Annotated in this window: 11 protein-coding genes; 3 read left to right on the forward strand and 8 right to left on the reverse strand. The window is 69.5% G+C overall.

What is annotated here, in order from left to right:
- Positions 1 to 172 precede the first annotated feature (172 nt).
- Positions 173 to 955, forward strand: coding sequence for a TerD family protein (locus tag ACZ7H1_RS08450; protein ID WP_470784825.1), 783 nt, complete (start codon positions 173 to 175; stop codon positions 953 to 955).
- Positions 956 to 1,040: 85 nt separating this feature from the next.
- Here the strand turns inward: ACZ7H1_RS08450 and ACZ7H1_RS08455 are convergent, their stop codons facing one another.
- From ACZ7H1_RS08455 to ACZ7H1_RS08480, 6 genes are all read right to left on the reverse strand, one after another.
- Positions 1,041 to 1,781: a TerD family protein gene (locus tag ACZ7H1_RS08455; RefSeq protein ID WP_470784826.1), complete on the reverse strand. Its 741-nt coding sequence runs from the start codon at positions 1,779 to 1,781 to the stop codon at positions 1,041 to 1,043.
- Positions 1,782 to 1,909: 128 nt separating this feature from the next.
- Positions 1,910 to 3,022, reverse strand: a complete 1,113-nt coding sequence (locus ACZ7H1_RS08460; RefSeq protein WP_470785147.1) for a DUF475 domain-containing protein — start codon at positions 3,020 to 3,022, stop codon at positions 1,910 to 1,912.
- Positions 3,023 to 3,068: 46 nt separating this feature from the next.
- On the reverse strand, positions 3,069 to 3,644 hold the full coding sequence (locus ACZ7H1_RS08465) for a TerD family protein (RefSeq protein WP_470784827.1): 576 nt from the start codon (positions 3,642 to 3,644) through the stop codon (positions 3,069 to 3,071).
- Between the two features lie 99 nt (positions 3,645 to 3,743).
- Positions 3,744 to 4,319 carry a TerD family protein gene (locus tag ACZ7H1_RS08470; protein WP_470784828.1) on the reverse strand — a complete coding sequence of 192 codons (576 nt, stop codon included), beginning with the start codon at positions 4,317 to 4,319 and terminating at the stop codon, positions 3,744 to 3,746.
- 120 nt (positions 4,320 to 4,439) lie between these two features.
- Positions 4,440 to 4,898 carry a peroxiredoxin gene (locus tag ACZ7H1_RS08475; protein ID WP_470784829.1) on the reverse strand — a complete coding sequence of 153 codons (459 nt, stop codon included), beginning with the start codon at positions 4,896 to 4,898 and terminating at the stop codon, positions 4,440 to 4,442.
- A 128-nt stretch (positions 4,899 to 5,026) separates the two neighbouring features.
- Positions 5,027 to 5,461 carry a DUF3052 domain-containing protein gene (locus tag ACZ7H1_RS08480; protein WP_470784830.1) on the reverse strand — a complete coding sequence of 145 codons (435 nt, stop codon included), beginning with the start codon at positions 5,459 to 5,461 and terminating at the stop codon, positions 5,027 to 5,029.
- Between the two features lie 456 nt (positions 5,462 to 5,917).
- On the opposite strand from ACZ7H1_RS08480, the gene aceE reads away from it, so the two are divergent.
- Both aceE and ACZ7H1_RS08490 read left to right on the forward strand, forming a co-directional pair.
- Positions 5,918 to 8,650, forward strand: a complete 2,733-nt coding sequence (gene aceE, locus ACZ7H1_RS08485; RefSeq protein ID WP_470784831.1) for a pyruvate dehydrogenase (acetyl-transferring), homodimeric type — start codon at positions 5,918 to 5,920, stop codon at positions 8,648 to 8,650.
- A 72-nt stretch (positions 8,651 to 8,722) separates the two neighbouring features.
- Entirely contained in the window at positions 8,723 to 9,553 is an 831-nt protein-coding gene (locus ACZ7H1_RS08490; protein ID WP_470784832.1) for a potassium channel family protein, read from the forward strand.
- Here ACZ7H1_RS08490 and ACZ7H1_RS08495 read toward each other — a convergent pair.
- Together ACZ7H1_RS08495 and ACZ7H1_RS08500 are read right to left on the reverse strand one after the other, a co-directional pair.
- The gene (locus ACZ7H1_RS08495) at positions 9,534 to 9,914 is read right to left on the reverse strand and encodes a peptidase inhibitor family I36 protein (protein WP_470784834.1); all 381 of its coding nucleotides are present in this window, start codon (positions 9,912 to 9,914) and stop codon (positions 9,534 to 9,536) included. The genes ACZ7H1_RS08490 and ACZ7H1_RS08495 overlap by 20 nt on opposite strands.
- Before the next feature lie 217 nt (positions 9,915 to 10,131).
- Positions 10,132 to 11,742 (reverse strand): MFS transporter, encoded by a 1,611-nt coding sequence (locus ACZ7H1_RS08500; RefSeq protein ID WP_470784835.1) that lies wholly within the window; start codon positions 11,740 to 11,742, stop codon positions 10,132 to 10,134.
- Positions 11,743 to 11,797 lie beyond the last annotated feature (55 nt).

Consider the following 11,797-nt stretch of genomic DNA (forward strand, 5'->3'; position numbering starts at 1 on the left):
CCCAACTGGCATGGCCGGTAATAGTACGTACGAATGAGTGTCAAGAGTTCCCCAAACTCATGAAATTCAGGTAACCCTCTTGCACCATGCCCACGACCCGCTCCAAGGACAAGTGGTACGGCAAGGGGGGCCGCATTGTCCCGCTCCGCCCCGGGAGGGCAGGATGACGGGCATGACGCACGCGATGCAGAAGGGTTCCAACATCCCCGTGACGCCGACGGCGGTGCGGGCGGTGCTGCGCTGGACCACCGGACCCGAGGTCCCGGACGTGGACGCCTCGGCCCTGGTCCTGGGCCGGGACGGGCGCGTGCGCTCCGACGAGGACTTCGTCTTCTACAACCAGCCCCGGCACCCGTCGGGGTCGGTGTGGCGCCTCGGCAAGAAGCTCCTGGGCGAGGAGGTCACGGACGCGATCCAGGCGGACCTGGGAGCCGTACCGGCCGTGGTCGACCGGGTACTGGTCGTCGCCTCCGCGGAGGACGTGCCGTTCGAGCGCGTGCGCGACCTGCGCATCCTGCTGTACGACGCCACGGCCGGGGGCGGCGGCGAGCCGCTGGCCTACTTCGACGTGCGGCCCGAGACGGGCGCCGAGACGGCCCTGATCTGCGGCGAGCTGTACCGGCGCGGCGAGGGGTGGAAGTTCCGCGCCCTGGGCGAGGGCTATTCGGACGGACTGGTCGGACTGGCCACCGACCACGGCATCTCCGTGGACGAGAACGCCCCCGAGGCGGGCGGTGCGGCAGGCCCGGCCCGGTCCGCCGAGGCCGGATCCGCAGACGGCACGGCGGCGCAGCCTCAGACGCAGGCGCTGCCGCCCCACGCCCCGCAGACCCAGGCCCCGCCGGCCATGCAGCCGGCGTACGGCTACCCGCAGCCCGTGGCCTCGGCACCGGCGCCGGGTCCCGGCGCGGCCTTCCGGCTGCCGCCGCAGGGTCCGCAGTTCATCCGGCGCTGAGCGGGGTCCATCCGGCACCGACCGCCGTCCGTCCGGCGCCGACCGCGGCCCGCGCGGCGCCGGCCCGGGGCGGACCGGCTCCCGGTCATGCCTTGGTGGTCTTGTACCCGCGCCCCCACTGGAGTCCCCAGCCGTAGAGCCGGTCCAGCTCGGCCTGGAAGCCGTAGACGAACTTCACCTCGCGCCGGACGACCAGCTCGTCTTTCACGTTCTCCAGCAGGACGACCGCGCACGAGCGGGCCTGCGGATGACGTTCGTCGAGGGAGATCTCGATGCGCGGCCCGGTGCTCGGGTAGAGGGTGACCAGCGCGTGCGTCCGGTCGAAGGCGGGCGTCTGGTCGTAGATGTAGACGAAGACCAGCAGCCGCTTGATCTTGTCGGCGTGGTCGAGGTTGACGAAGATCGTCTCGCCGGACGGCGCTCCGAACCGGTCGTCGCCGCTGAGCTTCACGTACGGCGGGCTGTTCAGGTCGCCCAGGAAGTTCCCGAGGGGCTGTACGACGCCCCGGGTGCCGTCCATCAGCTCGTACAGGCAGCCGATGTCGAGGTCGACGTTGACCATGCCCTGGGTGTGCGCCTGCACGATGTCCGGCTTGAAGAGCTTGAACGGGTGCCGGAACAGCTGGCCGCTCTGGCCCGACCGGCCGCCGAAGTCGGAGGTGCGCATCCGCCAGGAGAGGTTGACCCGCAGGTTGCCGGTCACCGCCCCCTGCTTGGTGAGCGAGACCGAAGGCTGCCTCTTGGTCAGCTCGATCGCGTTGGACGACGCGCTGCCCGACTGGAACTGCGCCGCGCGGGCGCCCCGCAGGCCGTCGAAGAACCCCATCCCTGCCCCCCAAGGATCGTGTGGAGGGGTGCACGCCCTCGGTGCCCCCCAAGGCCGAGGGGCGGCCGGCAGGTCCGTGGACCCGTCCGGCCGCCCCTCGGGGAAAGCGTTCCGCATTCGCGGCCGGATCACACCCCGGCCTTGGCCTCCTCGGCCGCGATCCGCTTGTTGCGGGCGACGGAGGAGTAGAAGGACCAGGCGATCAGCACGACGCCGACGAGGCCGGTGATGATCTCGCTGATCTCGTGCTCGATGGTGATGAGCAGGATGACGGCGAGCGCGCCGATGGCGTAGTGCGCGCCGTGCTCCAGGTAGACGTAGTCGTCCAGGGTGCCCTGGCGGACCAGGTAGACCGTGAGCGACCGGACGTACATGGCGCCGATGCCGAGGCCGAGCGCCATCCAGAAGATGTGGTTCGTGATGGCGAAGGCGCCGATGACGCCGTCGAAGGAGAACGACGCGTCGAGGACCTCGAGGTAGAGGAACAGGAAGAAGGCCGCCTTGCCGGCCAGGCCGACCGCGGAGACCTGCTTGCCCTCGGCCTTGGCCTTCTCCTCCTCCTCGTGCTCGCGCTCCTCCTCTTCCTCGAGCTTGTCCTCGAAGTACGAGGAGAGCCCGCCGACGATGAGGTACGTGATCAGACCGGCGACGCCCGCGAGGAGCACGGTCGCCGACTTGTCCTGGTAACCGGTGCTGGTGTGCGCGTGCGTCGCGAAGGTCATCGCCGTCGCCAGCAGGGCGATCAGCGCGATGCAGACCGACAGCATGTCGACCTTGCCGAGCTTGGCCAGCGGCCGCTCGAGCCAGGCGAGCCACTTGATGTCCCGGTCCTCGAAGATGAAGTCGAGGAAGATCATCAGCAGGAACATGCCACCGAAGGCGGCGATGGCCGGGTGCGCGTCGGTGACCAGCGCCTCGTACTGGTCGGGGTGGTCCATCGCGAGCTGGATGGCCTCGATGGGCCCGACCTTGGCGCTGATCGCGACGATCGCCACGGGGAACACCAGGCGCATGCCGAAGACGGCGATCAGGATGCCGATGGTGAGGAAGATCTTCTGCCAGAAGGCATTCATCTTCTTCAGGATTCCGGCGTTGACCACCGCGTTGTCGAAGGACAGCGAGATTTCGAGGATCGACAGGATCAGGACGACCCCGAACGCCTCCCACCCCCACTGCCACGCGGCGAAGGCAAGGCCGAGCGCCGTAATGGCGAACGACCAGCCGAAGGTTTTCAGAACCACTGGCATCCCATCGTTGTGTCCGGGTCCCCCCGCGCCGAGCGGGGCTTTACGAAACGTTGACCCCGAAGTCTAGAGCGATGCCCCTCAGGCCCGACGCGTACCCCTGCCCCACGGCACGGAACTTCCATTCACCGCCGTACCGGTAAACCTCACCGAAGATCATCGCGGTCTCGCTGGAGGCGTCCTCGGAGAGGTCGTACCGGGCGAGTTCCTGGCCGTCCGCCTGGTTCACGACGCGGATGAAGGCGTTGGTGACCTGGCCGAACGTCTGGCGGCGGGCGTCGGCGTCGTGGATCGAGACCGGGAAGACGATCTTGTCGACCTCGGCCGGCACGAGGCTCAGGTCGATGATGATCGACTCGTCGTCGCCGTCGCCCTCACCGGTGAGGTTGTCACCCGTGTGTTCGACGGAGCCCTCGGGGCTGGTGAGGTTGTTGTAGAAGACGAAGTAGCTGTCGCCGAGCACCCGGCCGTTCTGGCACAGCAGGGCACTGGCATCGAGGTCGAAGTCCGCCCCCGTCGTGGAGCGCGCGTCCCAGCCGAGCCCGATCAGCACCCGGGTCAGGTTCGGTGCGGCCTTGGAGAGGGAGACATTGCCCCCCTTGGCGAGTGTGACGCCCATGTTCGTGGTCCTCCCCGGACGACTGTGTGGTGGCAAACCGGTCCGGCGCCGCACACACGGGGTGCACGGCGCCGGACGGTGTTACTGCGGTGGCGGCCCTCAGACGTTGACGCCGAAGTCCTGCGCGATGCCGCGCAGGCCCGAGGCGTAGCCCTGGCCGATGGCGCGGAACTTCCACTCGGCGCCGTTGCGGTACAGCTCGCCGAAGACCATCGCGGTCTCGGTCGAGGCGTCCTCGCTGAGGTCGTAGCGGGCGAGTTCCACGTTGTCGGCCTGGTTCACCACGCGGATGTAGGCGTTGCGCACCTGGCCGAAGCTCTGCTGGCGGCTCTCGGCCTCGTAGATCGAGACCGGGAAGACGATCTTGTGCACGTCACCGGGCACGCCGGCCAGGTTCACCTTGATCTGCTCGTCGTCGCCCTCGCCCTCGCCGGTGAGGTTGTCGCCGGTGTGCTCGACGGAGCCGTCGGGGCTCTTCAGGTTGTTGAAGAAGACGAAGTTGCCGTCGCTGGTGACCTTGCTCTGGTCGTTCGTGAGCAGCGCGCTGGCGTCGAGGTCGAAGTCAACCCCGGTGGTGGTGCGAGCGTCCCAGCCCAGGCCGACGATGACCGCCGTCAGGTTGGGGGCGGCCTTGGTCAGCGAAACGTTGCCGCCCTTGCTGAGGCTGACTCCCACGGGTCCTCCATTGGTTGTGTGGGGCGGGGGCCCCGTCGTGCGGTTGCTACCGGATCAACGGTCCGATCCTAGTGACGGGTTCCCGGTCCGTACCGGTATTTCCCAGGCTGCCGTGCCGCCTCAGAGGCTGTCGAGGGCCTTGATGTACTCGTTCAGGTCCCGCGCGTCGGGCAGGCCGTTGACGATGCTCCAGCGGACGGTGCCGTCCTTGTCGATGACGAACGTGCCGCGCACGGCGCAGCCCTTGTCCTCGTCGAAGACGCCGTAGGCCCGCGAGGTCTCGCCGTGCGGCCAGAAGTCCGACAGCAGCGGGTAGTCCAGGCCCTCCTGCTCGGCGAAGACGCGCAGGGTGGGCACGGAGTCGTTGGAGACGGCCAGCAGCTGCACGTCGTCGTTCTGGAACCGCGGCAGCTGGTCGCGCAGCTCGCAGAGCTCGCCGGTGCAGACGCCGGTGAACGCGAACGGGTAGAAGAGCAGGACGACGTTCTTCTCCCCGCGGAAGTCGGAGAGCCGCACGGTCGCGCCGTGGTTGTCCTTCAGCTCGAAGTCCGGAGCCTTGCCGCCGACCTCGATCGCCATCTCTCGCATCCCTTCGTTGGGCTGTTCGGGTGGGGCCAGCCTAGGCGAGCGCGGCCCCGCAGCACGCGCAGCCCCCGCCGACCGGGAGGTCGGCGGGGGCTGTCGTCCGTCTGGCTCGGTTGCGCGGATCAGCGCTTGCCGGACTTGGCGGTCTTGGGAGTGACCAGCTTGTTGGCCGTCCAGTCCTTGCTGACGCTGAGCGGCTTGCTCGTCGAGAGGCCCGCAGTCTGGGCTGCCTCGTTGATGTCGCTGGCCTCGACGTAGCCCGCTCGGCCGGTCTTGGGCGTCAGCAGCAGGATCAGCGCATTGTCCTCAACCAGCTCGGCGGCGTCGACCAGCGCATCCGTCAGATCGCCGTCGTCCTCCCGGAACCAAAGGAGCACTGCGTCGGCAACATCGTCGTACTCCTCGTCGACGAGGTCGTTGCCGATGTGCTCCTCGATGGCCTCACGGAAGTCCTGATCGGCGTCGTCGTCGTAGCCGATCTCCTGGACCACCTGGTCGGACTGGAAGCCCAGCCGGGCGGCCAGGCTGGTTTCCGCGTGGTCCGCGGTCGCGCTCACGGGTTGCCTCCTGCTCGTGTTCGGTGATGTCTTCGGCAGCGCGCGTACGCGCAGCTTTGGGCGTAGTCCACACGGGCGCGGCGGATCGCGCAAGTAGCCCGACGGCCGAGACCGTCGAAACGGTGACGATTGCGGCCGTCTCGCCGCAACTCCTGGCACCCCTGTGGTCGCCCGTGGTGATTCATGCCACACCATTCCAGCGCAATCGGCAGCGCTTGGGGACTTTCACACCTCTTTGAGGGACGAACGGCCTTACGGACCCGGTAGACCCCTTGGGCGTAAGGTTGCGATCCGTCCGGATCATCCCGCTTCTTCCGTGTTATTCCACCCCTCTGCTGATCCTTCTGCTTCCTTCAAGGGGTTACCTAGCGGTAAAGATGACGATTCCGGCCCAGCGGTACACGATGGGAGGCGGTGTGACCCAAGGCACGACTCCCCCGACAGCGAAGGAACAGCGTGGCTTCCGCATCCGATCGTAATCCGATCATCATTGGCGGCCTGCCGAGCCAGGTCCCGGACTTCGATCCGGAGGAGACCCGGGAGTGGCTCGACTCCCTGGACGCCGCCGTCGACGAGCGGGGCCGCGAGCGGGCCCGCTATCTGATGCTCAGGCTGATCGAGCGGGCGCGCGAGAAGCGCGTGGCCGTGCCCGAGATGCGCAGCACGGACTACGTCAACACCATCGCCACCAAGGACGAGCCGTTCTTCCCGGGCAACGAGGAAATCGAGCGCAAGGTCCTCAACGCCACCCGCTGGAACGCCGCCGTGATGGTCTCGCGCGCCCAGCGGCCGGGCATCGGCGTCGGCGGTCACATCGCGACGTTCGCCTCCTCCGCCTCGCTCTACGACGTGGGCTTCAACCACTTCTTCCGGGGGAAGGACGAGGGCGACGGCGGCGACCAGATCTTCTTCCAGGGCCACGCCTCGCCCGGTGTCTACGCCCGCGCCTACCTCCTGGACCGGCTCTCCGAGCAGCAGCTCGACGCGTTCCGGCAGGAGAAGTCGAAGGCACCGTACGGCCTGTCCTCGTACCCGCACCCGCGGCTGATGCCGGACTTCTGGGAGTTTCCGACGGTCTCGATGGGCCTCGGCCCGATCGGCGCGATCTACCAGGCCCGCATGAACCGCTACATGGAGGCGCGCGGAATCGCGGACACCTCCAAGTCACACGTGTGGGCGTATCTCGGCGACGGCGAGATGGACGAGCCGGAGTCGCTCGGCCAGCTGTCGCTGGCGGCCCGCGAGGGCCTGGACAACCTGACCTTCGTGGTCAACTGCAACCTCCAGCGGCTCGACGGCCCGGTCCGCGGCAACGGCAAGATCATCCAGGAGCTGGAGTCGCAGTTCCGCGGCGCCGGCTGGAACGTCATCAAGCTGATCTGGGACCGGTCGTGGGACCCGCTGCTGGCGCAGGACCGCGACGGCATCCTCGTCAACAAGATGAACTCGACCCCGGACGGGCAGTTCCAGACGTACGCCACCGAGACCGGCGCGTACATCCGCGACCACTTCTTCGGCGACGACCACCGGCTGCGCCAGATGGTCGAGAACATGTCCGACGACCAGATCCTGCACCTGGGCCGCGGCGGCCACGACCACAAGAAGATCTTCGCGGCGTACGCCGCCGCCCGCGCCCACAAGGGCCAGCCGACGGTGATCCTGGCGAAGACGATCAAGGGCTGGACGCTCGGCCCGAACTTCGAGGGCCGCAACGCCACCCACCAGATGAAGAAGCTGACGGTCGACGACCTCAAGCGCTTCCGCGACCGCCTGCACATCCCGATCACGGACGCGCAGCTGGAGAACGGCGCCCCGCCGTACTACCACCCGGGCCGCGACTCGGAAGAGATCCAGTACATGCACGACCGCCGCAGCGGGCTGGGCGGCTACGTGCCGACGCGCGTGGTGCGCGCGAAGCCGCTCCCGCTGCCGGACGACAAGACGTACGCGGCCGCCAAGAAGGGCTCGGGCCAGCAGTCGATCGCCACGACGATGGCCTTCGTCCGCATCCTGAAGGACCTGATGCGGGACAAGGAGATCGGCAAGCGCTTCGTGCTGATCGCGCCCGACGAGTACCGCACCTTCGGCATGGACGCCTTCTTCCCGAGCGCCAAGATCTACAACCCGCTGGGCCAGCAGTACGAGGCCGTCGACCGGGACCTGTTGCTCGCGTACAAGGAGTCCCCGTCCGGCCAGATGCTGCACGACGGCATCTCGGAGGCGGGCTGCACGGCGTCGCTGATCGCGGCGGGTTCGGCGTACGCGACGCACGGCGAGCCGCTGATCCCGGTCTACGTCTTCTACTCGATGTTCGGTTTCCAGCGGACCGGCGACCAGTTCTGGCAGATGGCCGACCAGCTCGCGCGCGGTTTCGTCCTGGGTGCGACCGCCGGCCGCACGACGCTGACCGGCGAGGGGCTCCAGCACGCGGACGGCCACTCGCAGCTGCTGGCCTCCACCAACCCCGGCTGCGTGGCGTACGACCCGGCCTACGGCTACGAGATCGCGCACATCGTCCAGGACGGCCTGCGCCGCATGTACGGCCCCGAGGCCGAGGACGTCTTCTACTACCTGACCGTCTACAACGAGCCGATCCAGCACCCGGCCGAGCCGGCCGGCGTCGACGTGGACGGCATCCTCAAGGGCATCCACCGGGTCGCCCGGGGCACGGCGGGCACCGTCCCGGCCCAGATCATGGCGTCGGGCGTGGCGGTGCCGTGGGCCCTGGAGGCCCAGCGGATCCTGGCCGAGGAGTGGAACGTCAGGGCGGACGTGTGGTCCGCGACCTCGTGGAACGAACTGCGCCGCGAGGCGGTCGCGGTCGAGGAGCACAACCTGCTCCACCCGGAGGAGGAGCAGCGCGTCCCGTACGTGACGCGGAAGCTGTCCGATGCCGAGGGCCCGTTCGTGGCGGTCTCGGACTGGATGCGGTCCGTTCCGGACCAGATCTCGCGCTGGGTGCCCGGTCCGTACACCTCGCTGGGCGCGGACGGATTCGGCTTCGCGGACACGCGCGGCGCGGCCCGGCGCTTCTTCCACATCGACGCGCAGTCCGTGGTGCTGGCCGTGCTCACCGAGCTCGCCAAGGCCGGCCGGCTCGACCGCTCGGTGCTGAAGCAGGCGATCGACCGGTACCAGCTGCTCGACGTGGCGGCGGCCGACCCCGGCGCCGCGGGCGGCGACGCGTAAGCACGCTGGTCGGTGAAGGGCGCCGGGGACCTCGTTCCCGGCGCCCTTCACGCGTTCTTTACGATGCCGGGCATGAAGGAACAGCCCGCGCGGCTCCGCTGGGAGCGGCGCACCCAGCTCCCCCTGCTCGTCTTCGCCACGGCCTTCGCCGTCGCGTACGCCGTGCCGATCATCGCTCCCGACGCGGGCTCCGCCGTGAACGAGGCCTGCCTGCTCGTCGAGTGGGTGGTCTGGGGTGCCTTCGCGCTGGACTACCTCGTACGGCTGTTCCTGTCGGAGGAGCGCGGGCGCTTCGTCCGCACCCACTGGCTGGACCTGTTCGCCGTGCTGCTGCCGCTGCTCCAGCCGCTGCGGCTGCTGCGGCTGGTCTCCACCCTGCTCCTGGTGGGCCGGCGGGCCCGGATGGCTCCGCAGGTGAAGCTCACGACGTACGTGGCCGGCGCGGTGGTCGGCCTGCTGATGTTCGGCTCGCTGGCCGTGCTGAGCGTGGAGCGCAATGCGCCGGACGGCAACATCAAGAACCTCGGCGACGCCGTGTGGTGGTCGTTCACGACCATGACCACGGTCGGGTACGGCGACCACGCGCCGACGACGGGCCTGGGCCGGGTGCTCGCGGTGGGCCTGATGCTCTCCGGGATCGCCCTCCTCGGTGTGGTCACGGCCAATATCGCCGCCTGGTTCATCTCCCGGTTCGAGCGCGACAGCCTGGAAGAGCGCCTCCAGACCGCCGCGATCGAAACCCTGGCGGGGGAGGTCAGGGCGCTGCGGGCGGAGGTGGCCCGGCTGTCGGGGAACGCCCCCTCCGCGCTCCCCGCCCAGCCGGACGCCCCTGCCGTCGCCGCCGCCCCGGCCTCCGCCGCCGTCTCCGCTCCCGCCGGCCCGGCTAGTTCTCCCAGATCTTGAACGCACGGATCCGGTACGGGGACCTGGGCAGCCAGACCCCGTCGCCCGGGTAGGTCTGGAACTCCCCCGTCTCGGCGCACTCCGCCGACTGGTACGTGGTCACGGGCCGTCCCGTGCGGTTGGCGAGCGCCTCGGCGCTCTTCCCTGCGGGCAGCGGGGTGCAGCTGTCGACGTCCAGGCCGCTGAGCTCGTGGGCCTGCCGGGCGCCCTTGAAGTCCGGTCGGCCCCATAGGCACAGCTGGCCGGCGTGGCATGGCCCCAGGGGCGGCGGCGCGGCGTGCGCGGCGGACGGGATGAGGGCGGTGGCGGCCAGCGCGAGGGCGGCCAGGGTGGTGGACCCGCGCCCGGGATTCCTGCTCATGTCGGTCAACTCCTTGTCCGGCGACTGCCCCGTGCGGGTGGTCCGGTGGACCGGTGAGCCCGCGCGGATCGCCGATGACCCCACGCTGACCTGCGCCGATGCCCGAGCGGAAGGGGGCCCGGGCGGTTCCACCCTGATAGGGGACAGCCCCGCCGGGCGGTCCCGGCGGGGCTGTCGTACGTACGCGGTTGACGCCTGCGGCTCACCCGGGCGCTGCTCAGATGTGACCGCCGGCGCCCGCTCCCGCGGCGGCGTTCGCGCCGCGCTTGGTGAAGCAGGCGACGACCGCCGCGAGGACGGCCACCACACCCGAAACGGTGAAGGCGAGGCCCATGCCCGACACGAACGTGTCGTGGGCGACGCCCGCGATGGCCCGGGCGACGGGCTCCGGGGCACCCTCGGGCACCGGCGCGAGGCCGACCTGCACGCCCTTCTCCGCGAGTTCGAGGTTGCCGGGGGCGAGCGGCGGCAGCTGCGCCTCCTCCCACTTCCCGGAGAAGGTGCCGGCCACCTTGCCCGCCATGACGGCGCCGAGCACGGCGGTGCCGAGGCTGCCGCCGACCTGCATCGCGGCCTGCTGGAGACCGCCGGCGACTCCGGAGAGCTCCAGGGGTGCGTTGCCGACGATGACCTCGGTGGCGCCGACCATCACGGGCGCCAGGCCGAGGCCGAGCAGCGCGAACCACAGGGACATGGTGAGCGTGCCGGTGTCCGGGGTGAGGCGGGCCATCCCGAAGCACGCCACGGCCGTCGCGACCATGCCGGCGACCAGCGGGATGCGGGGTCCGACCTTGGTGATGGCGGCGCCCGCCAGCGGTGAGCCGACGATCATCATGCCGGTGAGCGGCAGCAGGTGCAGGCCGCTGTCGACGGGGCTCATGCCGTGCACGTTCTGGAGGTAGAAGGTGACGAAGAACAGCCCGCCCATGAACGAGAAGGCCATCAGCACCATCAGCACGGTGCCCGCGGACAGCGGCAGCGAGCGGAACATGCCCAGCGGGATGAGGGGCTCGGCGACCCGGGTCTCCCAGAAGGCGAAGAGCACGAAGCAGAGCACGGACCCGCCGAGGAAGAGCAGGGTCCGGTTGTCGCCCCAGCCCCACTCGGCGGCCTTGATCAGCGACCAGACCAGCAGGAACATCGCGCCGGAGAGCAGCACGATGCCCGCCACGTCGAAGGAGCGCGGGGCGTTCTCGGCACGGTGGTCGAGCAGGATCACCACGCCCAGGACCAGGGCTATGAGGCCGACGGGAACGTTGACGAAGAAGACCGACTGCCAGCTGAACCGCTCGACGAGCAGGCCGCCGACGATCGGGCCGGCGGCGGTGGAGGCGCCGATGACCATGCCCCAGATGCCGATGGCCATGTTCAGCTTCTCGGCCGGGAAGGCGGCCCGCAGCAGGCCGAGCGCGGCCGGCATCAGCAGCGCGCCGAACACGCCCTGCGCCACCCGGAAGCCGATGACGAACTCGACGCTGTCCGACAGGCCGATCGCGGCCGAGGAGGCGGCGAATCCGGCGATGCCGATCAGGAAGGTCTGGCGGTGCCCGAAGCGGTCGCCGAGCTTGCCCGCGGTGATCAGGGAGACCGCGAGGGCGAGCAGGTAGCCGTTGGTGATCCACTGCACCTCGGCCAGGGAGGCGCCCAGGTCCTTCTGGATGGCGGGGTTGGCGACGGCCACGATCGTGCCGTCGAGCGTGACCACCATGACGCCGATCGCCACGGCGAACAGGGTGAACCACGGATGGCCGCGCAGTCCGGCGGGCGGCGCCGGCGGCCCTGGGGTCTTCGGGGTCGCGTCGTCCGCGACGATCGTCTGACGAGTCATGCGGAAAGGTTAGTGACAGCCGCTGACATTTCTCAAACGGACCAATGAGACAGAA

It is taken from the genome of Streptomyces sp. NPDC037401 (genome assembly GCF_055602345.1).

Excerpts from the sequence above, each read along its gene's own strand:
- ACZ7H1_RS08455 (WP_470784826.1), bottom strand. The coding sequence starts at position 1,781 with ATGGGGTTCTTCGACGGCCTGCGGGGCGCCCGCGCGGCGCAGTTCCAG.
- ACZ7H1_RS08495 (WP_470784834.1), bottom strand. The coding sequence starts at position 9,914 with ATGAGCAGGAATCCCGGGCGCGGGTCCACCACCCTGGCCGCCCTCGCG.
- ACZ7H1_RS08465 (WP_470784827.1), bottom strand. The coding sequence starts at position 3,644 with ATGGGCGTCACACTCGCCAAGGGGGGCAATGTCTCCCTCTCCAAGGCC.
- ACZ7H1_RS08475 (WP_470784829.1), bottom strand. The coding sequence starts at position 4,898 with ATGGCGATCGAGGTCGGCGGCAAGGCTCCGGACTTCGAGCTGAAGGAC.
- ACZ7H1_RS08500 (WP_470784835.1), bottom strand. The coding sequence starts at position 11,742 with ATGACTCGTCAGACGATCGTCGCGGACGACGCGACCCCGAAGACCCCA.
- ACZ7H1_RS08490 (WP_470784832.1), top strand. The coding sequence starts at position 8,723 with ATGAAGGAACAGCCCGCGCGGCTCCGCTGGGAGCGGCGCACCCAGCTC.
- ACZ7H1_RS08450 (WP_470784825.1), top strand. The coding sequence starts at position 173 with ATGACGCACGCGATGCAGAAGGGTTCCAACATCCCCGTGACGCCGACG.